The sequence below is a fragment of the Vibrio limimangrovi genome, assembly GCF_054064025.1.
Genome location: NZ_JBSUGF010000013.1, coordinates 57,027 through 79,878 on the forward strand (window position 1 = coordinate 57,027; position 22,852 = coordinate 79,878).

Consider the following 22,852-nt stretch of genomic DNA (forward strand, 5'->3'; position numbering starts at 1 on the left):
GCATTGTGCAGCAGGTATGATTTTTAGAGATCGTAATATGCAGTTAGATAACGTTGTTATTATTCTTGGTAAGAGACTCATTAATAACAGATTGAGTACTGAAGGCGCTTCTCGTGTGACTGCGTTGTTGTATGCACTTGATTCGTTTCCTGCGAACAATACGGCGCTTATTTTCTGTGGTGGCAAAACGGAAGGGCAAAACACTTCTGAAGCGGACGCGATGTATCGCTATTTCCAGACTCTCAATTCATCGCGTTCAATACCATTTCCCGATAGTCATATCTTGCTCGAAAATCGCTCTCTCAATACCTTTCAGAACATGGAGAACGCCGCGAAGATGCTATGTGATAGCGGTTTATTTAACACCTCCTCGTTTGAGTCATCACCAATTAATGTCACATTGCTTTCCAACGATTATCACATTGAAAGAATCTTAGAAATTCAAACGTTAATGGATGAGCAGGGATTATTAAGAGTACTCAAATCACGTTGTGCCTCTAAAGGGCTTGAACTAAGTATTTCATTGGATGCCAAACAGCATATTCACGTTCCTTATCCTCATCGGGGGATATCGGCTGAAGCTTTCCTGCTGCTTGATGAACTGACAACTTATCGCGTTTATCTGGAAGGTGTTATCGGTGATGCTTTTACGAGAGATTTATCTGCCGTGAGATCCAAACCATTGCTGATAGCTCAAGCAGCGATAGAGAAACTACTGGTTTTACCTTTGGGTAATGAAACCCTCTTACAAGTTGAAGAAATGAAAAAGGCCATCGAAATGACGGCCTTTGATTGTGATGTGGGCGTGGCGAAACAAGCATTAGATATCTTTCATCCAATATTAACGTTGCTCAACCGAACACTCGATCCTGAGTTTATGCTGTGATTTCTCGACAAGTTCGGAAAGCACTCAACGCAATCAAGCTATAACACAGCAGTTCAATCCCTTCTTCTGAGATATTTTTGACTTCTCGGATGTAGCTTACATCCATTACGTGGTGCCAAAAACTGCTCATACCGTAGAGGCGTGAAAAAACAAGCAATAGTACCACTGAGCCAATTAAAAGTTTCATGTGTGGATTACTTAGGATTTTTGCCATTTCATTCACTGTGCCTTTTCCACCTTGGTACGCTTTAGCACAAGCGAAAGCTGTCACTGTCAGTGCAGGGATTACCCAAGAGCCCTGGTGAATCATATCCATCCAGTAATCCATTTCACGAATTATCATTACGGCAAAAAAACCAGCGATCAAAATGGCTGCATGTTTAAGTTCAGATACTTGTTTAGATAAGCTAAAAAATGACCAGGATGCAATTGCGAGCATGACTAGCTGTAGCGATTCCGTTACCGATAATTCAGCTATACCTGACCCCAATACGATGCAATCAAGACGAATACTTAGATTGACGACAATACTAATTGCCACAATCATCAAAGCGCTCAGGCAGGAGCGGTAAATGATGCGTTTTGACTCATCAGTGATGATGTTTGTTTGTGTCGATTCAGTGTCTTTAACTGTTTGTGCTTTCATCTTGACCACCTGCTTCAAAAAATGTGGAAAAACCGTGAATTTACGTGATATTTGTCACGGAATTTTATTGTCCGATTGGAAAGCTATGTCATGAAATTGTCAGGAATGTCAGAAAGGTCGCACAAATTGAATTAAAGAGAAGTAACAGCACAAATAAAAAAGGAGCCGTCTATCAGGCTCCTCAACTCAGAATAGTTAATACGTAGATGACTAGTAGTCCTCACCTTCCTGATGGTGATCACGATAATATTCCCATTGTTCAACACGTTCATCGGAAAGAACACAGTAAGTCACACGCTCACCGTTTTCGGTCATAGTTTCCAGTTCACCACCTTGCTGAACGCAGTAAACCGAAGCTGGGTTTGCTGCAGATGTGTATTCCGTCGAGCGAGTTGCACCTTCGTATGTGGAACATCCAGCAAGTACTGCTGTCACTGCCATAGCCATCATTAAACTTGTCTTTTTCATTCTTGATCTCCGCATGGGATGAGCGAGTATTGTATTGATTATAGGAAACTTTCACAGGCTATTGTGTTCTCGGTGTTAAAAGTATGAAGGGGCTAAAGATTTATAATTAATAAGATGGACGTATGAAGGGACTTAACTTGTCCAGAACATGGAACGGAAGGTCGGGGGGCTTACCCGAATTGCAACTTGGGAAATAAGGTGAATTTCGGTAGTATGCGCTCAAAGGACATACACCGGAATTCTCGATGAGACACTTAAAATCTACCATTCATCCAGATATCGAACATTTAGATGACAAAATCATTTTTAAGCGAAATGCCGCGCGTGCCATCGTGCTTGATGGGGAAGATGTATTACTGCTTTACACTGAGCGTTATCATGATTACACGTTACCTGGTGGTGGTATTGATGATGGCGAAGATGTGATTGCGGGGCTAGTTCGTGAGCTAGAGGAAGAGACTGGAGCCAAGAATATCCACGGAATTAAGCCATTTGGTATTTTTGAAGAGTTTCGACCTTGGTACAAAGATGATGCCGATGTGATGCATATGATTTCTTACTGCTACACCTGTAAAATTGATCGTGAGTTAGGCGAGACCGCTTACGAAGATTACGAAGTAAAAAATGGAATGCGTCCCGTGTGGATGAACATCCAGGAGGCAATTGCTCACAATGAGAAAACGATGGCGGAAAGTCCGAAAAAAGGGATGAGCATTGAGAGAGAAACCTTTTTATTGCACTTAATAGCTAAAGAGTTACTTTAATTTCGCCTCATTTTTCCATCATCGGGCCGGAGAGTGACCGTTTCAATTAATCAGAGTGCGAAGCTGTAAGGTAACGACTCATCTAAACATCACTGCACCCATGTGATAAAAAAGTCCGAGCTCCCCCCCGGAACCCGGACTTATTCCAGACGCGCAAGCGAAGCGTCATCTCGGTATTTTGAATTTTTGTTGCAAGTTAAATCTTGTTGTAAATTAATAGCACAATAGCCGTTTCATCTTTGGTATGTAAATGATTATTTGGTCTAACTATTGTATTTCAGCTTGTTTTACATCAGTGATGAGATGCATATCTATTCGATTACAAGCTTTAGTTGGATTATTATCAGTAAACCACTACTCTTTCTTACCTATGAGATACAATACCTTAACTTTTCTGCACACGTTTGTATCGAGATCACGTGCTGTTAAATTTGCAGAGTGGGTTTTCATAAATTGACACTGCTCTGACATTTATATGTTTGATTATTTTTTCCGCGAATTATCCATTGCTGGGCACGACTAAAGTCTATAAGTGGTTAAAACTCAGAAGTTTGTGCGACTGAGCGATTAAACTTCTGGAACAACCAGCCCAGTGCGATTAACGATGCTCCTAACCCCAGGAAGCTAATGGCTCGCCAGAAACCATCCAGTGAACGTACATCCCATAAGAACACTTTCAGCGCTACACACGCCAGTATGATCAGGCCTATGCGTTGGAAAACCGCAGTCTTACGCACCATGCCACTCCAGGTCAGTATGCCACCAACGAACAAACCGGCGAATGAATAGCTGAATAATTCAGCCATGCTGGTTGGTTGGTAGAGAGTCATAGAATTTGTTTGCCAAAATTGACGGATAGACATGCCCAACCATATTGCCGCGAGTGCAGATCCGACGCTGGAGAAGACATGTCGGTGGATATGCAAAGTATTCCAACGTTTGAATACCGCTAAGATTAGAACTCCAGCCGGAAGTAGCCAACCGACACTCAACATGTTGAAAATTGGTATGGCTTGAACCGAGACGTTGTCGACATTTAAAGGTGATTCGATGGTGTTGAGGAAGACAATCAGCACAACAAAGGTTCCCCACAGAAGGTAACTGTAGGCCTGATACAATAGGGTGAGCTGCTGGGCAAACTGACTACGATAGCTGTATACCAATCCCATAACCAGTGTTTGGTTGGCAAAGACAACTGCACTGGTAAAGTCGAGATGACCTAAGTAACCGTATTGCCCTGTTAGCCAGAAGTTAGTTTGCGTGAACAGCGCCATTAGAAATACATGCAGGAGCGCGCCCTCAAACCAGTTGGCGAGTTCTGAGTCGACTTTTAGCAATTGGTAGCGAGCAAATGCAAGTATGGCTAGCGCTGGTAGATAGCTGAGTATTGCCCAAGCCCAGTGGCCTGTTTCAAAAGGCTGCCAATCAGGAATAAATGGTAACAAGGTCAAGCGGATGACCAATGTGCCCATCATGACTTTGACTGCCCAACTTGCCGGACGAAAGTATCCGGACTGAATTTGCAGAGCCATTATTGCGACTTGTACAGAAATCGCCGTGGTGAGCCAGGTATCACTTAACCACACGAAAGAACAGCCGGCGATGATAGCGTGAACCACAGCGGAAGACTCGTCGCTCAGGAGTCTCAGACGCAGACCCAGGTACGCATAGCAAACCGCGATTAAAGCCGCAAAAAATGTCCAATGCCAAGCGTAACTCCGCATAAATTCGTGCGTGTAAAATAGTGCGATTAATGTCATCGACGGCGCTAAGGTGAGCAACAATATGCCGCTCATGTCAGAGCGATCATAAAGTCGTTGGCTGACGGTTCTTCCATAGATAAAGATAATACTGACCGCTAATGCACTCAAAATGCTGGCTTCACTCTTTGACATCCCGAGCGCGTCAAAGGCGATGGAAATGACCATAACTGCGGTTGCAGACACTAAAATTGATGGGAGAAACGACCTCATCGACCACCCTTTGCGCACGGCTGGTAACCAGATTGTGGTAACAAGCAACGCATAGCAATAAGCCATTTGCAAAACGTTCACTTCCGTCATTCGTGTTACTGCGGAAAAAGTCAGTAGCGCGACAACAAGAGCGGTGATCGTCGATGGGCTTGTCCATTTTCCCTGACAATGGCGGTAGCGAGGATTAAGTTTCCACCCTAATTTCGGCACGGCATAAATGAGAAAAAGGGTGAGCGTTAAGTAAATATAAAGCCAGTTGAATAATAACTCTGTCGGGATACTTTCAATCAGAATCAGCATCCATAACGTATGCGGTATTGAAATTCCAGGTGCGATCCAGGCTCGTCGCACCGTTTGCATGAGCAAGGTCGCCGCAATGGAAATGGCACTGATGTAGCCCGCCAATAAGAAATAATCAGGGTCAGTACCGCCTATCCATAGCGGAGCAGTATAACCACCAATCAGTCCCAGAACTGCCATCAGTGGACCTTGGCGCAATGATAGAGCAAGGCTGAAAAAGGCCGCCGCCGCCAAGATTAATAGTGAAACACTGGGCGTCAGCATCTTATAGACAACGAACGCAAATATCACCGTGCAGTAAATACCGGTCAAGCCGGTTCCTGTAATTGCTGCGGGTACATACGTGAACCCTTGTGCGCGTTTTGCTCGCTCGGGACTATGTTGTTCTTTTCGGTGAAACCATTCTCCGGCAATCACCATCGAAAAAGAGAGTGTAAAAGCAAAGGTGACACGCATGAATGGAGAAAACTCAATATGGCTACCAATGACTTGCACCAGGTAGCCGCCACCGATCAGCATCGCTAGGGCACCGATCCACACTAGCCAATTTTCCTGAATACTGGAAAATAGCTTTTCAGTTTGTATTTCCCATCGACTGGCGTCGCTTGTGGATAAACTGGCAATTTGCATGTCGTCCTTATACGCGTGTTGCTGAGCCAGCATCGGTTCTTCGGCTGATTGAGAAGTTGCATCGAAATCGGTTTTATTTCGTTCTTGTTTGAGCGGAGTTTCTGCTTGAAGAGAGGCTGGATCTGCAATCTCAATCACATTGGACGTCGAGGTCTGTTCTAAGTCCAAATGGGTGACCCGATTCAAAAATCGCGAACGTAAGTCTGACAGCTCACTTCTGAGCAGCGAAATCTCGTCTTCCAGTTTTGATATCCGGCTGACCGCTTTCAATGTCATCACTAAGGCAAAGCAGGCCACAATTACAGCCAATAAAGTCAACAAGCGCTTATCTCCCTTTCATTGTTCTCTTTTCGTCGTATCCCATTGAGGATTTTTAACTTTGAGCCCTTATGTAAAAGCTTAGTCTATGGTCTATGCTTGCGAGTTCTTGGGTGCTAGGTTGCGACTAAAATTTTTAAAACAAAGGGTTATACATGAACTGAGCATTTTACAACCTGAACGTTTATGTGTAAGTGGGGAGAGGATTAAAAGCGACCAAATCTCAAACTTGCGTGGTAATTTTGAGGAGAATGTTTACCTTTTGGCGATTTTTCTCGTGACTATCGATGGAGTAAACGTGAACTCAACTATATTAATAATTTCAACGGATAAGATTGTGTCTGGCGTGTTTACGCTAAAACAACGATAAAAATAGGTGACGATAGATGCAGGTTGGTAATGAAGCGCTGGTATTGTCAGCGGTTGGGGTCATAGGGTTGGGGTGTCAGTGGTTAGCGTGGCGGCTTCGTTTACCTGCGATTCTGTTCTTACTTTTGGCTGGCATTATTGTCGGCCCGTTTATGCAGTGGCTGAAGCCGGATGACATCTTAGGAAACTTGCTCTTTCCTCTGGTCTCGCTCGCGGTGGCGGTTATTCTTTTTGAAGGAAGTCTCACGTTAAACCTCAAAGACATTCGCGGAGTCAGTGGTTCGGTGTGGAGTATTGTCTCTATCGGGGCGATTATCTCCTGGGCTTTGACCAGTGTGGCGACCCATTATTTTCTGGACTTCACATGGGAGTTAGCCATGCTGTTCGGCAGTTTGACGGTCGTTACAGGGCCGACAGTCATTGTTCCTTTGCTCCGAACAGTAAGACCAAACAGTACCTTATCCAATATTCTGCGCTGGGAAGGGATTTTGATAGATCCACTTGGTGCTCTATTTGTTGTCATGGTTTATGAATTCATCGTTTCGCATAATGCGATAAATAGTATCGAAGTATTCGCGACGATTATCGCAGTGGGTGTGATTCTGGGTGTTGTTTCAGGCGCGGCAGTTTCCGCGGTGCTACGTCGAGGCTGGTTGCCGGAATACTTGCAGCCGTTTTCCGTTTTGATGGTCGTACTCGGTGTATTCTCTGTTTCCAACCATATCGAGTCGGAAGCAGGATTGCTGACGGTGACGGTCATGGGGATGTGGCTTGCTAACGCGAAAGATATCAATATCCAACAGATTCTGCACTTCAAAGAGCACCTGACTATTCTGCTCATTACCGGCTTGTTTATTTTCTTAGCTGCTCGTATTAGCCTGGATGATTTCACAGCGCTTGGCACTGGCGCTCTGATCCTGTTTGTGTTTATGCAGCTGGTCTCTCGCCCGTTATCGATTTTTCTTTCCACCATGCGGAGCAACTTAGGTTTAAAAGATAAGCTGTTTCTCTCGTGGGTTGCTCCGCGTGGTATTGTTGCCGCATCAATATCTTCTCTGTTTGCTATTAAATTGACGGAATACGGCATCAGTGAGGCAAGTTTACTCGTACCCATGACGTTTATGGTGATCATAGGAACAGTGGTATTGCAAAGTGCAACCGCTCGACCTGTCGCGATTGCATTAGGGGTCGCAGAACCTGCACCACGAGGTTTTTTGCTTATCGGTGCGAACCGAGTGGCGAGAGAAATTGGTCAGGCGCTGGCTCGTTATGACCGACGCATACTTTTGACCGACTCTAACTGGGAATACATTAGTCAGGTAAGAATGATGGGTTTGGACTATTACTATGGCAACCCTATTTCCAGCCATGCAGATGATAACCTTGACTTAATTGGTATTGGTCAGGTTGTTGCTCTGACGCCAGACCAACATTTCAACATTATGGCCTGTATGCAGTTTGTCGGTGAGTTTGGCGAAGATAAAGTGCATTGTTTGCAAAAAGCGAAGACAAACGGCAATGGCAGTGAAAAGCATTCGGTTGCGCAAGAGTATCATGGCAGATTACTGATGGGTGGAAACGTCAGTTATAGCCAATTGGCGAGTTTGTTCAGCCGCGGAGCAGAAATCAAACATACCAAGCTAAGTGACAATTTCACTTATCAGGATTATTTGGCACACCATAAGAGTAATCTGCTCATTCCGCTCTTTCATGTGGAGGAAAAGGGCAAAATTCACTTCTGTGATGATCCCGAGCAATTTACACCCGGCAATACCAGTACGATTGTTTCATTGGTTATGGCAGAAAATATCCAATAGCATTTTACATTCGCTGGATTTGGCATACTGCTAATTTGTTATCCAAGCTTACAAAAGCAACTGGCCTTATTTGTTTTAAACATGAGTCGAGAGTAACTCAAGATCGCCAGAGCATTTAAAAAAGTATTGTGGTTATTTCAGAAATTTCGCATTGACGTTACTGACAAGGATCGCAATACTGCGCGACTGATTTACTTTAGGGTGACATTATGGCTCCGCAATCTAACCGAAAAGATTTACATCTAGACGCTGTTTTACATCATGACATGAGCATGAAGAATAAAACGGCGGGCTTTGAGTCGATCGAGTTTGAGCACTGTGCGTTGCCAGAATGTGACTTTAACGCCATCGACTTATCGACCGAGTTCTTGGGCCGCAGATTAGCTTTGCCTTTTTTGATTAGTTCGATGACTGGCGGCGCGAAAGATGCAGAATCGATTAACTGTCGCTTAGCCGAAGCGGCTAGTGAATTAGGAATTGCAATGGGCGTAGGCTCGCAACGTATCAGCCTGGAGCACAGTTTGCATTCAGGTTTAGGCAGAACGATACGCGAGTTGGCGAAAGATGTTCCTCTTTATTCCAACCTTGGTGCAGCGCAACTGCGTGATAAAGCTAATCTGGATAATGCTCAGCGTGCGGTAGACGCAATTCAGGCGGATGCGTTGATTGTTCATCTCAATCCAATGCAAGAAGCCTTTCAGAAAAATGGCGACCATAACTGGATTGGTGCCTTGCATGCGATTGAGCAACTTAAATCTCGGGTAAACGTTCCTATCATCGTCAAGGAAGTCGGATTTGGTATCAGTGAGTCTATCGCAATGCGGTTAGTTCAAGCAGGTGTCAATGCTGTCGATGTCGCCGGGGCAGGCGGTACCAGCTGGAGTGCCGTCGAGGGCTATTGCCAGGATGATGTCCGTATGAAGCGAGCAGCCGAGCTGTTTCGCAATTGGGGTATACCTACCGTGCGATGTATTGAACAAATTCGCGCGCAGTACCCAACCTTGCCTTTGATTGCATCTGGAGGCGTGTACAACGGACTCGAAGCCGCGAAGGCGATCTACTTAGGAGCAAACTTAATCGGTCAGGCAGGCGCAGTACTTAAAGCCGCTACGATCAGCACTGAAGAAGTCATCGACCATTTTGAACAGATGGCATTAGAGTTACGTCTAGCGTGTTTTGGAACAGGATCTGCGAACCTTTTCTCATTGACGAAAGCTAAGTGTCTATAACCGATCGTTTATGCGCCTTTTTATCGTGTAAAATCAGTTAAATTTTCGATGTTTTAACACGTAGATTAATAATTTAGTTATAGTTTATACAAAAGTCGCCTCAAGATGTTGGACATCAGAAATGATGTGAGATTGCCTTATCTTGATGTTGATTGTTTAGAACATTTTTGAAACTGGAACCTAAATCTTATGAAAAAACTGGTAATGCTACTGTTGGCGTCTGCGGCTTTAACGGCTTGTAGTGATGAAGTTGGCACCGAAAGTTGGTGTAATGACATGCGAGATAAGCCTAAGACGGAATGGACTACTGAGTCTGCCATGGATTTTGCTAAACACTGTGTTCTTCAAGATGGAGTGGGTAGCGAGCAATGGTGTAAAGACCTGAAAGAGAAACCAAAAGGTGACTGGACGGCGAATGAAGCGTCAAGTTACACCAAGCACTGTATTTTCTAATTGAGTTAAAATCCGCTCAACTCCAATCTTTAAAGGCCAAGCTTACTGCTTGGCTTTCTTATATGGGGGCTTTATGCTTGCCAGTTACCGAGCGTTTTGAAGTTCTTCAAAACCGCCTGCGTTGTGCAGATTCGTAAATCCCTGCGACTGAAGATACTGATACGCCTGACTTGAGCGGTTGCCACTCCGGCAGTACAGAACGATCAATTGCTCCTTATTGGTGTCTTTAAAATGCTTGTCTAGCTCTGAAAGCGGAAAGTTAACGGCGTTGTCCAGGTGACCTTGAGAGAACTCTTGAGGTGTTCTGACATCGACGATCATTGCACCCTGTTCAATCAACTGCCAACCTTTTTCCGCTCGTTCTGAGGCAAAAGTCGTTGGCGACATTAAACCAACGCAGATGGTCGCGAGAAGTAGAGAAATTGCCTTTTTCATTGTCCAGTCACCCTCTCAAATTTCTAATTAATTCATAAGGCTATGATGTTCACCGCCCTGTGTGATTTGTCATCATAGACCCAATGTTGGATTTGGTGAACAGAAATGTTTGATAGAGAACTTTACTTAAGTTCCTTATCAACTTAGTGATTCAGCCTCGTTTCTGTTGGTGTTTCACCAAACAGCTGCTTATAACTTTGGCTGAATTGGCCGAGATGAAAAAAGCCGAAATCAAAGGCTATCTCTGCGATGTTACGAGTGTCTTGTGGATCCTGAAGGACCCGGCGTATTTGATTCAGGCGCATGCGATGAATGAATTGCTTAGGAGCGGTATCGCAACAAGCTTCGAATGTATATTGCAAAGTTCTTCGGCTAACATGCACGGCCTCACACAGTTCAGTGACTGCAATAGGCGTGCGGTAATCCTGATTTTCTAAATACTGCCGAACTCGGTTCATCACAACCTGGCGCTGAGAGTGTGTTCTTGAGGATGATTCTTTCTGAGTTTTCAACGCCTCGATGTTTTTAGAAAAGAGTTCGAGCAGGACATCTTTAATGACAGATTGATGCGTTTCACATGACCATCGTGCTTGTTCAGGATTGAGCAGCATCGCTAAGTAGAACTTGAGTCGTTGAATGTGATGTTCACTTAAGCCAGATAAACAGAGCTCTTGCCCGTTAATATCATCCAGTTCGAGTTGCTCTTTGATCAGTTGGACAAAATCTTGCTTGAGCACCATACCATAAATTGAAAACGCTTCTGGCGTAATCAGCTCGAAATCCTCTCCTCCTTGGCGCAGTAGAAGCTTGTCAGCAGCAAGTTGTGAATGATTGATGTGTAGCGGCTTATCTTCTGCACTTAGCCCTAACCAGAGTCCGCCTTCTTCGATACGGCATTGTTGCCTAAGGGCGCGGTTACTGTCTTCACGAAATACATGAACACTGGAGAAGCGACGCTCTCGTATCTGACCGAGGAAACGGCCATTACTGATTTGGTCGTATTCCTGTTGCCAATTAACAAGGCTTGCTGCCTGCTGGTTTGCATCTTTTGTGGGATGCATGCACAAACTTGGTGCGATTCGGTTCAATCCATCATTCATCATAATTACTTCCGATGCCTGTTGTGTGAATCAAATTAGAGCAATGAAATTGTAACTAATTGTTTATTATAAATTTTTCAATATTGCCGATTTTTGATAATCATCGGGAATGCATTTCGCTTTATTCCCCATAGAGACTTATAGAACTATCAGCAATAAAACTGCAAAAACTGAACCATGTAGTTGAGGGGATGAATCATGACGGCAACTTATCGTCGACAGCAAGGAAATAAGGTCTACACCTTTGCGTCGTTGGCAGACTTGATGGCGAAAGCAACACCGGAGCGGTCTGGGGATGCATTGGCAGGGGTGAGTGCAGAATCGGCGGCTGAACGAGTGGTCGCTCAAATGACCTTGTCTGAGCTGCCATTAAAAACTTTTCTGAATGAAGTTGTTATTCCTTACGAAAGCGATGAAATCACACGTTTAATTATCGATACGCACGACCGTGAAGCGTTTAAACCGATAGAGCACCTGACCGTTGGGGATTTTCGTAACTGGCTACTTAGCGAGCAGGCCGACAGTGTGACCTTGGCTAAGATTCGTCCCGGTTTAACTCCGGAGATGGTTGCGGCCGTCAGCAAAATCATGCGCAATCAAGATCTTATTCTGGTTGCGAAAAAGTGCCAGGTTGTCACTGCTTTTCGTAACACCATCGGTTTACCGAGCCGCTTATCCACTCGTTTGCAGCCAAACCATCCGACAGATTCTCTCAACGGCATTGCGGCGACGATTTTTGATGGACTGATGTACGGCAACGGTGATGCGGTTATTGGTATTAACCCGGCGACAGACAACGTCCCTCAGGCTGTCAAACTGATGAAGTTGATGGATGAGGTTATTCAGCACTATCAAATTCCTACCCAGTCTTGCGTTTTGACTCACGTGACAAACACCATTGAGGCGATCGAAATGGGCGCACCGGTGGATTTGGTCTTCCAGTCAATCGGCGGTACACAAGGCACTAATGACACCTTTGGAATCAACTTAGCCATCTTGAAAGAGGCGCAGGAAGCGGCACTTTCACTAAACCGAGGCACGGTCGGTAATAACGTGATGTATTTCGAGACCGGACAGGGCACGGCTTTGTCTGCGAATGCTTTCCACGGCGTCGATCAGCAAACCTGTGAGACTCGTGCTTATGCTGTGGCAAGACAGTTTGATCCTTTGTTGGTGAACACGGTGGTTGGTTTCATCGGCCCGGAATACTTGTTTGATGGCAAACAGATCATTCGAGCCGGCTTGGAAGATCACTTCTGTGGCAAGCTTCTCGGGCTGCCGATGGGATGCGATATCTGTTACACCAACCACGCTTACGCGGATCAGAATGATATGGATAACCTCCTCACGCTGTTGGGCGTTGCAGAGTGTTCTTTCATCATGGGCATTCCGGGGTCTGATGACATCATGCTCAACTATCAAACCACGTCGTTTCATGACGCGTTATACGCAAGAAAAGTATTAGGTCTGAAGCCTGCTCCTGAGTTCGAACAGTGGTTAATGGAGATGCAAATTTTCGAAGATGTGAACGAAGTTCGTTTAAATGACCGCGTTTCTGGCTCGTTCGCAGGGGCTATTGCACAACTGAATAAGGGGCGTTCTCATGGGTAAAGTGGTTTCTATTTCTGATGGCGTAACAGAAAAAGTGGTGACACGAAATCCTTGGGATAAGTTACGCGAGTTTACTTCTGCTCGCATCGCTTTAGGTCGTAGTGGAAACAGTGTTCCGACGGAAGAGTTACTCTCTTTTCAGCTCGATCACGCGCAAGCGATGGACGCAGTGCATTGCACTCTGAATGTAGACTCTCTGGTCGCTCAGCTGTCCGACTCGTACTCGATTCTTAAACAAACACTTGAGCCACCTGTCGTAGTGACAAGCAAAGTAACTGATCGATTCATGTATTTGCAGCGACCAGATTTAGGCCGTCAGCTTAATGATGCTTCATGGCAAAAACTTGAAGCGATCACCAAGGAACATAATGCGGAACTGGATTTAGCGATCGTTGTGGCGGATGGACTGTCTTCTGTCGCGATTCAAAACCACGCTGTACCTGTCATTAGTCGTTTAGTTTCCTTAATGAGCGCTGATGATGACCATCAGTGGAATCTGGCACCGATTGCTGTGGTTAATCAGGGACGAGTCGCGGTCGGTGATGATGTTGGCGAGTGTTTTAACGCCAAAGCGGTGCTGGTTCTGATAGGTGAAAGACCCGGGCTGACTTCTCCAGACAGTATGGGGATGTACCTGACTTGGGGAGCGAAGCGCGGCTCTAAGGACTCTGACCGAAACTGCATTTCTAATGTGCGACCGCAGGGGCTCAACTATGACGATGCTTGTAATCGCGCATTCTATTTGCTTAAAGAGGCGAGAAAACTACAACTCTCAGGCGTGAACTTAAAGGACCGTTCTGCCATTGACGAAGAGAGTGGTGGAGACCTCGAAGATAAGCACAACAACAATTTCTTAATTTCTAAAATGTAGAGGGATTTACTATGTCTAATCATCAGGAATATCTGGCTAAAAGACAGTTAAAAAGAGGGACCGCAGGCTGGATTCTGCTTGCGGGGCTGGGCGTATCGTATGTTATTTCCGGTGATTTTGCCGGGTGGAACTTTGGTATCGCTCAGGCAGGCTGGGGTGGTTTCCTTATCGCAGCGATTGCGATGGCGGTGATGTACCTAACGCTGGTTTTATCATTGGCGGAAATGTCGGCGGCAATTCCGGCTGCTGGTGGCGGCTATAGCTTTGCGCGTCAGGCCATGGGCCCTACAGGCGGTTTCTTCACCGGTCTATCTGTGCTTATTGAGTATGCGCTTGCACCTGCTGCAATTGTAATATTCATTGGTTCAGCAGTGAATGAATTGATTGGTATTGATGGCCCTGTTGTCTACGCACTTTTTTATGCCGTCTTTATCGGAATTCACATGGCTGGTGTGGGTGAAGCGCTAAAGGTCATGATGGTCATCAGTGGATTAGCGGTGTTGGCCATTTTGGCGACCGCAGGTGTACTGATAGGCGACTTCGACATCAATAACCTGTTTGATATTGCTCCAGCAACTGCTCAGGCAACAGAAGCGTTACCATTTGGCTGGTATGGCGTTTGGGCTGCACTGCCGTTTGCGATGTGGTTATTCCTCGCGGTTGAAGGGGTTCCTTTAGCGGCAGAAGAAGCGAAAAACCCGGCGAAAGACGTACCAAAAGGCATTATCGGTGCAATGTTATTCCTTCTACTAACGGCGACTCTTGTGGTTGTGCTATTAGTTGGTGCGGTAGGTTCACAAGTCATCGGGGATAGCGCTGTACCATTGGTTGATGCACTGAAGCTGACAGGTAACCCGACTATTGCTACTGCCGTTAACGTACTCGGTCTGGCTGGTCTGATTGCGTCGTTCTTCTCTATCATCTATGGCTACAGCCGTTTGGTGTTCGCGCTTTCTCGTGCTGGTTATCTGCCACAAAGTCTGTCGCTAACTACAGAGAAAAAAGTGCCTTCCCGAGCGCTATTTGTACCGGGTGTGTTTGGCTTCTTAGTTTCGCTTACCGGTGAAGGTGATTTGATTCTGGCAATGGCTGTTGTTGGCGCAACCGTATCGTACGCTTTGATGTCACTTAGCCACATCTTGTTACGCATCAAGCAACCTGAGCTACATCGCCCATACAAAACACCAGGTGGTATTGTTACTTCAAGTGTCTCGTTGGTGCTTTCTTTAATCGCGATGACTGGCGTTTATGCATTTGACCCTTCAGCGTTCTTTATGACCATGGGGCTGTTTGTTATCGGTGGCGCGTATTACGGACTCTACAGCCGCAACAAACTGGTTGCGACTTCAGCAGAAGAAGAGTTTGCAATGTTGTCAGTGGCGGAACAGGAATTGGAAGCAGAAGGCGCTCGTTAAGTTCTTCTCAGTAGATACGATTGTAAATAACTAAAAGGGAGCCTCGGCTCCCTTTGTTGATTTTGGGCTTCTGAAGAATATCCCGGCGATGCTGAACGCTAGCGGTTCTTATACTTGTGCAATAAATCCAAAGGAATATGACAGTAATCCTCCGGAAAGCGCGTCAGTCTGTCTTGATGTTCGTCATCACTTGGCACGTAGTTGGTTAACTCACGTACTTCGACCACGATTCTATCTGCGTCGTCACTTGCTGCGATATAGGTTTTGACGCTCTCAAGATGCTGCGGATTTTTACTGTAAACTCCGGTTCGGTATTTCTCGCCGACGTCCTCACCTTGTTTATTGACACTGTAAGGGTCGATGATTTCAAAGAAGTAACCCATTAGTTCTTCTAGTGAAACTAGCGAAGGGTCGAATTGAGTGCGTACACATTCCGCATAACCGTCGTAATCCGTGGCAGTGGAGTTTGTCGTACCGTTCGCGCGACCAGCTTCGGTGTCAATCACGCCGGGAAGGTGGCGCATAAATTCCTGTACGCCCCACAGGCAGCCGCCCGCAAAGTAAATCTCTTGCATAAATCTGTTCACTTAAAAGTTTGGCGCATTATGTCGTGGCATCAGAGTCAAGTGCAAGGTGTCACCAGCTAATCAGACCACAAGTGAATGTTTCTGGCGGTCGAACTAGTGACTTTCTGACCAAACCGCAAACTCATTACCACTTGGTTCAGTAAAGTGGAATCGACAACCGCCGGGAAACTCAAAAATTGGGCGCAGAATATGCCCACCATGTTGTTCCACCTTGGACAAGGTCGCCTGAATGTCCGAACTATAAAATACCAACAGCGCTGCGCCATTTGAGGTGTTACTGACAAGATCTGACTTAAAAAATCCACCGTCTAATCCTTGTCCAGAAAATGCGCTGTAATCCGGACCGTAATCGACAAATGACCAGCCAAAAACTTGCTCAAAGAACTGCTTTGTCGCACTCAAATCTGTGCTGCCAAACTCTACGTAATTTAATTTTTCGTGTTGGTGCATGGTGATTTCCTTATCGTGATGATCTTATGCAAACTGCTCAACGATGATGTCATCAGCACAGTCAACAAATAACGCGCCGTTTTGTTTCATTTCAGCAATCACATCATCAAGGGTATCCGGCAATACCGCACGTGTTGAAGCGAGATTCACAACTACCTTAAAGCCGAGAGTTAATGCCTGCATAACCGATTTTTTTACGCAGAAATCGAGGGCTAAGCCACCGACAACAAGCGTATCGATGTCGTTACATTTCAGGAACTCATTCGCACCAGTCGTTTTGGTATCAGCAACGTCATGAAAGAAAACGCCGTATGGATGCGCGTCTGGATCCATGCCTTTATTGACTTGGAAATCATACTCCAGAACGGGCGGCAATCCGTCTAACAGTTCAACACCGGTCGTGCCGAGTACGCAGTGACGATTCCATTTTACGTCGACGTTTGGCAAACCAACGGGTTCTAACATATTGGCTGGCGTTTCTGCGTCCCAAGTGGCTTTAGGAGGGTGCAAGTCGCGGCTCACCAGTTTTAAACAACCCTTTGCGTGGTTTTTAAGCAGTTCCGGTACTATTTCAAGGGCGCCTGCTACGGGTAGTTCGTCAGGGCAAAGCTCACTGAATCCTTTCTCAGGATCGACATCGAACACCGCAGTGGTTTGATAGTTTACTCGAACAGTCATGGCAGACTCCTTGTCTGTCTGGTTACCTGCGATTAACCGCGCAAGCAGTTTTGGAAAAAGGTCACTTCGTCACTAGTAAGCGTGTACACCATGGCAGGTTTACCACCTTTACCTTTGTTGGTGGAGGCGACTTTGTTGGTTGGTTTCAATACGCCAGAATCGATCAAACGTCGCTTAATGGTCATGCGGCTAATGTCGATACCAAACTCCTGATAAGCGGAGATGATGTCGGCAACCAAAAATTCTTTATCTAACGCAAACAGAAGCACGGATGTGTACTCGATGGATGCTCGCAGCTTCTGCCACGCTTTTTCAATCGTATTCTGATGGTCAAAGGCCAGAGTTTCTTCACCATCGAGAATAGCCTGTAACGGGAACCACTTTAGGTGACATTCCGGTACGCCAGCGTTGTTGATTTGTTCTGCATTATTGCGATCCACTAATGCGTAGTGGGTGATGTTTAAACTCCAATCGTCTGGGTCGCGTTTAGGATCTCCATCAATAAACGCTTCACTGAAGTGGCGAGGGTAGGTGTGAATCTTTTCGCGGCAGATACGGCGTCGTGCCGCTTCAAAGTTTTCATCCGCCGGACGTCCACCTTCACTGGTTAAATCTTTATCAAAGACAAATCCACCCGGTAGCGCCCAGACACCGTGGTAAGGTCGGGTCGGATTTGAACGTTTAATCAGCAACACTTCCAATCCTTTATTGGCACAGCCCGAGAGCCTGAATGGGATAATGTCGACAGTTACGATCATGGTTGGGTCCTAAAAATAAGTTGTAAGTAATCTAGCGCATAACAACTGTTCAATCAATGGGTAAGTAACGATTTGTTATTAACTTGAGTTATGCCATTAATGATTAACTTTGGGTATTAAGTTTCCTATGCAGCTTAGTTATACACAAGGAGTATTGAATTTTTAAAAATAAAAACCTCATAGAAAAGAGTAGTTAGTAACAAAAGTTGACAAACTAAGTCAGGGTGTTTATTGTTTACGCAAATAAGTTAGTAACAAAAAGTTATATACCCAAGGAAGGGCGTATCGAAGGACACCTAATGACAACCAAACTATTTTCTTCTCGCATCATTCAAAGTGCGTTGGACTTTGATGTCTACAAAGTGAACATGATGAGCGCTGTTGCCGCGCTGTATCCTGATGCGATGGTGTCATACAAATTTATCGTGCGCAGTGAAGAAGATCTTTCGGAAATGTTGCCAGCGGTACAAGCTGAAATCCTGAAGCTTCAAGACCTTCGTTTTACAGACGATGAAATCAAGTACATGAAAAGTGTCGCGCCATACCTCAAACCTGAGTTTGTCGACGCACTACGTCACTTCCGCTTTAACCCCCAAAATGATGTTGCTTTGCATAACAAACCCATGCCTGATGGTTCGAGCCAACTGCGGATCACTATCAATGGATTATGGAAAGAAACGATCTTGTACGAAACAATCATCATGAGCATTGTTTCTGAAGTTCGCAGCCGTCTGCGTTGGTCTGATATTCCTTCCCAGCAATTCCAAACCGTGTTGGAAGAGAAAGTTCGTTATCTTAAATCTGAATTGAAGCGCCGAAACATCACCAGCTTTAAGTTTTCTGATATGTCGACTCGCCGCCGCTTTTCATTTCAAGCTCAACGAACCATGTTGGAGTATTTGCATCGGGAGTTGCCAGATTGTCTGACAGGAACCAGCAACTATCATTTAGCGCGAAAAATGAACCTCACGCCGATCGGTACTGTGGCTCATGAGTGGTTTATGGGGCATCAGGCGTTAGTGAATGTCCGTGACTCACAAAAAATCGCTCTGCAACGTTGGCAAAAGATGTTTAATGGTGCGTTAGGTATTGCATTGACAGACACGATCGGTATTGATGCTTTTCTAAAAGACTTTGACGAAGAGTTAAGTAACGCTTACTTCGGGGTACGTCACGACAGTGGTTGTCCATTTACTTGGGGAGAAAAAATGATTAAGCACTATCAATCATTGAATATCGACCCAATGACCAAGACATTGGTGTTTACGGATGGGCTAGATTTTGAAACGGCTTTAGATATCAGCGAGCATTTTCAAGGCCGGGTTCAGGTGAGTTTTGGTATCGGTACCTTCCTTGCCAATGACATGGGCGACTATGTTAATCGTAAAGGGGAAGCGTATAAGCCTCTGTCTATTGTGATTAAAATGGTGTCTTGCAATGATTCTCCTGTCGCTAAGATCAGTGATGAGCCAGAAAAAGCGATGTGCGAAGATATTTTCTTTTTGATGAACCTGAAGCGTCGCTTTGAGCAGCCTTTAAATTTGGATGAGTGCCGTGACCTTATTGATCGCTTAGAGAATGAAGGGCAAAACTATTTGATTGATGCCTGATTTTTACGCTTTCTGTGAATTTTGATAACTTTCCTTTATCGTTTCGACAAAAATTATCTTGTCAGGCATGAAGGATGGGTTCGCTATAGTACATATACCCAACGTTGCAGTACTGTGGATGGTGTACATACACTGGAAACTCATTTCAGCCTGATCCTCTGGCTTAACTGTGCGTCTAACTGCTTCTTGATGACTTTGGGCTTCAACGTAATAGCTTGAATCAGGAGTGAAAGATGAATTTAGTTGTGCATTTGCAAAAGAAAGCAATACGAAAATACGGCTATGAGCTGGCAACTCGTCAGGCATGGAAATGTGGGATCAAAGCGAATTTGGTACGACGAGTGATTGGTCTATTCAAGGGGCAAATTGTCTGTGTCGTGGAAGGTTGTCGCGCCGAGTTATCTTCTCCTATCAACAACCAACTTCATGACGAAGAAAAGCAAGGCCGCTATGTTTTTGTTGGTGGTGTTTGCTGGGAGCCAAACAACATCATTGCTCCGGGTTTTCCAGACTTTATGTTTATGCATCTGCGTAACATGAGTCACCGACATAAATACATCACGGATGATGAGTTATTTCTCAGCCTGGCTTAATTACTTAGCCCTACTTTTCAATTTTCTACAACGGCGCTCTGCTGATGGAGATGAATGGGTGGGCTTATTTGCTGAACTCAGGTTCCCCTCTGTTGTCCGCCTCATTTTCTGAAGCATCGCTCTGTGCAGGAATCAACACAAGCACTTGGTTTTGTTTTAATGATAGATCTCGGTGAGTCATCGAGCTCAATTGACACTCTATTAGATATTTCTTAACTTTGTTCTTATAAAACATCGTTTTTTTACTCCCTAATGACAGGGAGCTTATGTTCGCCTGATGTGGAATTCTTTTGTCGGCTTACCATACCTGATATAGAAGAAAACCATGTTGGAACGTAAATCATGAATATGAAATCTATCGCAACTGCGGCCGTGGTTGTTGCTGTATTAGCGGGCTGTAAGGACAAGACACCCCCAGCACCAACACAAGCAAACATTACTCTGATCGAGGCTGTTACCGAAACAGTCAAGAATCCTCATCAAGTATGTAAAGATGTGGTAGTGACCCAGCAAGTTGAACCGACAGACGATAATAAAATCCTCGGCACAGTAGGTGGTGCAGCAGCAGGAGCGGCTCTGGGCAACCAGATTGGAGGCGGTTCTGGCAAAATTATTGCTACTGCAGCAGGTACTATCGCTGGTGCATTGACTGGTCGTAAGATCCAGGAAAACGTGCAAAAAGGTGATGTCATTACGACGACAAAACAACAGTGTCACACAGAATACACAACGTCAGAAAAAGTTGTTGGTTATGACGTAACCTATGAAGTTGCAGGTGCTCCGACAACGGTGCGTCTGGCAAATAAGCCGTCGACCAAAAGCTTCCCAATCCAGGACGGTAATGTGGTTCTGCCACAGTAGTTGGATACTAAGTTAAACAAAATCCCTTTGTCTTTTGGACAAAGGGATTTTTGTTTATCTGGTATCAGGTAACCTGCACCTGTTGTTCCTGATTGACTTGAATTTGAGCTTGTTGTTTTCGAATACGACGTTCGCGCTTCGATAGCCAAATCAACGGGACTAGTATCATGATAGTACCGATGGCCATGTAAATGTCCGGTACTTCGTCAAACCAGATAAACCCGATGACGACCGCGCCTATCAAACCACTGTATTCAGCGCTCGCAATCTTATTACTTTCGACAGAACGGTACGCTAGTACACACGTCGCCGCATACACCATAATCAGCAGGCTTGAACCTGCAGCGACAGGGAAAGCACTCCAGTCCCAAGGTTTTGCTTCAATAAAGACCAACAACAGCGCAACGGGAATGCCTGCCAGGTTGGTCATCATCAATGTATGCGCGACGGACTGATTGCCCGGTAATTTGCGAATCAATAAGTTGTTGATCGCTATTGTTAAAGCCACGACAAATGCAGAAATCGCAGCCCAGCTGATTTGATCCGGGCGTATGATCACTAATACGCCGATAAACCCCATTATTGCCGCAGAAACGGATTGTTTAGAAAGCTGTTCTTTGAAGAAAAGCGTAGCGATAGGCAGCATGATCAGTGGCGCGGCATAGAAAATTGCGTTCGCAGTCGCCAGAGGCAAAGCTGAGATCGCAAATACCATGAATACCGCACCAATTAGCCAGACATGAGCGCGAATGGCATGCCACTTAAATCCTTGCATAAAATGGGCTGGCCTGTCGACTAAGCAAAAAGGTAACAGAAAAAGCACCGCCGAAATTTGTCGAAATAACACGAACTGAAAAACAGGCACGTCATTGCCAACGATTTTAATTAAAGAATCTGACATTACCGCAATGAGATTTCCAAAAATTAATAGCAGCATTGCTGCTCCGACAGATGTGACTTTCACGTTTTATCTCCTCTTTCTTTGCGCAAGAGTAGGTGATGTCATAGGATGAAGTGAAGTGATATTTATTAGTTTAATTATGAGATTTTTAGATAATGAAGTTACCGCCGCTAAGAGCCGTTCACTGCTTTGAATCTGTCGCGCGAAATTTGAGTTTTTCTCTTGCCGCTGAAGAGCTAAGTGTGACGCAAAGTGCCGTGAGTCACCAGATCCGTTTACTGGAAGATTACCTCGGGGAGTCGCTGTTTGTTCGCCAAGGGAGAAAACTCTCTTTGTCTGAGACTGGGACATTATATCTCGAAGACATTAGCCCTGCGATTAGTACGATTGCGATGGCGAGCCAGAGGGTGCGTGAGGGTGAAAAGGGCAGCATTCGTCTTGCTATTTACAGTTCCCTTGCGGTGAAATGGCTGATACCACGTTTGTCTGATTTTAAGCGCCTCTACCCAGAAATCGAGCTTACGCTTAATATGGTATCTGGCGATCCCGAACAGACGGACAGTGTTGGCGATTGTTTTATTACTGTACAAAAGCCAAAGCGCAATTATATGTCCGTTCACCTCTACGAAGACATCTTATATCCCGTGTGTAGCCATAAAATATGGAAAGAGATGCAAGATAAACCCATGCCGGACGCACTTTGGCAATATCCACTGCTTTCAACCGATTCTATTTATCGTGAGCGGGGAAAAGATTGGGCAGAATGGTGTCAGGTTGGTGGTTTTTCTTTACCTGGTAATGTGGATATTCAGCATTTTAGCCACATGTTACTGGCGATAGAGGCTGCGCGTTATGACCAAGGTATCGCATTTGCAAACGACTTTATGCTTAACGAACGAGATATCGCGCATGACTTAGTTTATATCCCATCTCACGGTTTAGACACTGGCGATAGCTTTTACTTTGTTCATAAGAAAAGCCGCGCTAAGCAAGCCGAGATCATAAAGTTAACCAACTGGCTAAAGCAGCAGTGTCTTTAGATAAAGTAATCCCGCCAGTGTTAAAAATCGAATGCCAAAAAGCGTTTGTCGACAGGGTGAAAAGAAAAAACCGAGCGATGAATGCTCGG

General features: G+C 45.2%; 22 protein-coding genes. 12 read left to right on the top strand and 10 right to left on the bottom strand.

Features of this window, described 5'->3' with window-relative positions; genetic code table 11:
* The first annotated feature begins 37 nt into the window (after positions 1 to 37).
* The gene (locus ACWYU8_RS17970; protein ID WP_457521100.1) at positions 38 to 886 is read left to right on the top strand and encodes a YdcF family protein; all 849 of its coding nucleotides are present in this window, start codon (positions 38 to 40) and stop codon (positions 884 to 886) included.
* On the opposite strand, the gene ACWYU8_RS17975 is transcribed toward ACWYU8_RS17970, so the two are convergent.
* Positions 876 to 1,532: a hypothetical protein gene (locus tag ACWYU8_RS17975; RefSeq protein WP_457521101.1), complete on the bottom strand. Its 657-nt coding sequence runs from the start codon at positions 1,530 to 1,532 to the stop codon at positions 876 to 878. The two genes, ACWYU8_RS17970 and ACWYU8_RS17975, sit on opposite strands and share 11 nt — an antisense overlap.
* A 210-nt stretch (positions 1,533 to 1,742) precedes the next feature.
* Positions 1,743 to 2,000: a putative hemolysin gene (locus tag ACWYU8_RS17980; protein ID WP_457521102.1), complete on the bottom strand. Its 258-nt coding sequence runs from the start codon at positions 1,998 to 2,000 to the stop codon at positions 1,743 to 1,745.
* A gap of 245 nt (positions 2,001 to 2,245) precedes the next feature.
* Here ACWYU8_RS17980 and ACWYU8_RS17985 point away from each other — a divergent pair, with 245 nt between their 5' ends.
* A complete protein-coding gene (locus tag ACWYU8_RS17985) occupies positions 2,246 to 2,764 on the top strand; it encodes an NUDIX hydrolase (RefSeq protein WP_457521103.1) in 519 nt (172 codons plus the stop codon).
* Between the two features lie 536 nt (positions 2,765 to 3,300).
* On the opposite strand, the gene ACWYU8_RS17990 is transcribed toward ACWYU8_RS17985, so the two are convergent.
* The gene (locus ACWYU8_RS17990) at positions 3,301 to 5,988 is read right to left on the bottom strand and encodes a DUF2339 domain-containing protein (protein ID WP_457521104.1); all 2,688 of its coding nucleotides are present in this window, start codon (positions 5,986 to 5,988) and stop codon (positions 3,301 to 3,303) included.
* A gap of 383 nt (positions 5,989 to 6,371) precedes the next feature.
* Here ACWYU8_RS17990 and ACWYU8_RS17995 point away from each other — a divergent pair, with 383 nt between their 5' ends.
* The 3 genes from ACWYU8_RS17995 to ACWYU8_RS18005 all read left to right on the top strand — a co-directional run bounded on the left by ACWYU8_RS17995 (position 6,372) and on the right by ACWYU8_RS18005 (position 9,853).
* Complete coding sequence (locus tag ACWYU8_RS17995) at positions 6,372 to 8,171, top strand: cation:proton antiporter (protein WP_457521105.1); 1,800 nt, start codon at positions 6,372 to 6,374, stop codon at positions 8,169 to 8,171.
* Between the two features lie 209 nt (positions 8,172 to 8,380).
* Entirely contained in the window at positions 8,381 to 9,400 is a 1,020-nt protein-coding gene (fni, locus tag ACWYU8_RS18000) for a type 2 isopentenyl-diphosphate Delta-isomerase (RefSeq protein ID WP_457521106.1), read from the top strand.
* Positions 9,401 to 9,589: 189 nt separating this feature from the next.
* The gene (locus ACWYU8_RS18005) at positions 9,590 to 9,853 is read left to right on the top strand and encodes a DUF3012 domain-containing protein (protein WP_014233597.1); all 264 of its coding nucleotides are present in this window, start codon (positions 9,590 to 9,592) and stop codon (positions 9,851 to 9,853) included.
* Between the two features lie 84 nt (positions 9,854 to 9,937).
* On the opposite strand, the gene ACWYU8_RS18010 is transcribed toward ACWYU8_RS18005, so the two are convergent.
* Positions 9,938 to 10,288 carry a rhodanese-like domain-containing protein gene (locus ACWYU8_RS18010; RefSeq protein WP_457521107.1) on the bottom strand — a complete coding sequence of 117 codons (351 nt, stop codon included), beginning with the start codon at positions 10,286 to 10,288 and terminating at the stop codon, positions 9,938 to 9,940.
* A gap of 143 nt (positions 10,289 to 10,431) precedes the next feature.
* Entirely contained in the window at positions 10,432 to 11,391 is a 960-nt protein-coding gene (locus tag ACWYU8_RS18015) for a helix-turn-helix domain-containing protein (RefSeq protein ID WP_457521108.1), read from the bottom strand.
* A gap of 195 nt (positions 11,392 to 11,586) precedes the next feature.
* Between ACWYU8_RS18015 and ACWYU8_RS18020 the strand changes: the two genes are divergently transcribed.
* Genes ACWYU8_RS18020 through eat form a run of 3 tightly spaced genes read left to right on the top strand, consistent with a single transcriptional unit; the run spans position 11,587 to position 15,285 of the window.
* A complete protein-coding gene (locus ACWYU8_RS18020; RefSeq protein WP_457521109.1) occupies positions 11,587 to 12,999 on the top strand; it encodes an ethanolamine ammonia-lyase subunit EutB in 1,413 nt (470 codons plus the stop codon).
* Complete coding sequence (eutC, locus tag ACWYU8_RS18025; protein ID WP_457521110.1) at positions 12,992 to 13,870, top strand: ethanolamine ammonia-lyase subunit EutC; 879 nt, start codon at positions 12,992 to 12,994, stop codon at positions 13,868 to 13,870. Before ACWYU8_RS18020 ends, eutC begins: the two co-directional genes overlap by 8 nt.
* Before the next feature lie 11 nt (positions 13,871 to 13,881).
* Positions 13,882 to 15,285: an ethanolamine permease gene (gene eat / locus ACWYU8_RS18030; protein ID WP_457521111.1), complete on the top strand. Its 1,404-nt coding sequence runs from the start codon at positions 13,882 to 13,884 to the stop codon at positions 15,283 to 15,285.
* Between the two features lie 98 nt (positions 15,286 to 15,383).
* On the opposite strand, the gene ACWYU8_RS18035 is transcribed toward eat, so the two are convergent.
* From ACWYU8_RS18035 to ACWYU8_RS18050, 4 genes are all read right to left on the bottom strand, one after another.
* Positions 15,384 to 15,860, bottom strand: coding sequence for a peptide-methionine (S)-S-oxide reductase (locus ACWYU8_RS18035; RefSeq protein ID WP_457521112.1), 477 nt, complete (start codon positions 15,858 to 15,860; stop codon positions 15,384 to 15,386).
* A gap of 105 nt (positions 15,861 to 15,965) precedes the next feature.
* Positions 15,966 to 16,322, bottom strand: coding sequence for a VOC family protein (locus ACWYU8_RS18040; RefSeq protein ID WP_457521113.1), 357 nt, complete (start codon positions 16,320 to 16,322; stop codon positions 15,966 to 15,968).
* A gap of 24 nt (positions 16,323 to 16,346) precedes the next feature.
* A complete protein-coding gene (locus ACWYU8_RS18045) occupies positions 16,347 to 17,000 on the bottom strand; it encodes an isochorismatase family protein (RefSeq protein WP_457521114.1) in 654 nt (217 codons plus the stop codon).
* 32 nt (positions 17,001 to 17,032) lie between these two features.
* Complete coding sequence (locus ACWYU8_RS18050; RefSeq protein ID WP_457521115.1) at positions 17,033 to 17,758, bottom strand: NUDIX domain-containing protein; 726 nt, start codon at positions 17,756 to 17,758, stop codon at positions 17,033 to 17,035.
* A gap of 299 nt (positions 17,759 to 18,057) precedes the next feature.
* Between ACWYU8_RS18050 and pncB the strand changes: the two genes are divergently transcribed.
* From pncB to ACWYU8_RS18065, 3 genes are all read left to right on the top strand, one after another.
* Positions 18,058 to 19,368: a nicotinate phosphoribosyltransferase gene (gene pncB / locus ACWYU8_RS18055; RefSeq protein ID WP_457521116.1), complete on the top strand. Its 1,311-nt coding sequence runs from the start codon at positions 18,058 to 18,060 to the stop codon at positions 19,366 to 19,368.
* A gap of 233 nt (positions 19,369 to 19,601) precedes the next feature.
* Positions 19,602 to 19,961 (top strand): acyl-CoA synthetase, encoded by a 360-nt coding sequence (locus ACWYU8_RS18060; protein WP_457521117.1) that lies wholly within the window; start codon positions 19,602 to 19,604, stop codon positions 19,959 to 19,961.
* A 342-nt stretch (positions 19,962 to 20,303) separates the two neighbouring features.
* Complete coding sequence (locus ACWYU8_RS18065; RefSeq protein WP_457521118.1) at positions 20,304 to 20,822, top strand: glycine zipper 2TM domain-containing protein; 519 nt, start codon at positions 20,304 to 20,306, stop codon at positions 20,820 to 20,822.
* A gap of 64 nt (positions 20,823 to 20,886) precedes the next feature.
* On the opposite strand, the gene ACWYU8_RS18070 is transcribed toward ACWYU8_RS18065, so the two are convergent.
* Positions 20,887 to 21,786, bottom strand: coding sequence for a DMT family transporter (locus ACWYU8_RS18070; protein ID WP_457521119.1), 900 nt, complete (start codon positions 21,784 to 21,786; stop codon positions 20,887 to 20,889).
* A 92-nt stretch (positions 21,787 to 21,878) separates the two neighbouring features.
* Between ACWYU8_RS18070 and ACWYU8_RS18075 the strand changes: the two genes are divergently transcribed.
* A complete protein-coding gene (locus ACWYU8_RS18075; protein ID WP_457521120.1) occupies positions 21,879 to 22,763 on the top strand; it encodes a LysR family transcriptional regulator in 885 nt (294 codons plus the stop codon).
* Positions 22,764 to 22,852 lie beyond the last annotated feature (89 nt).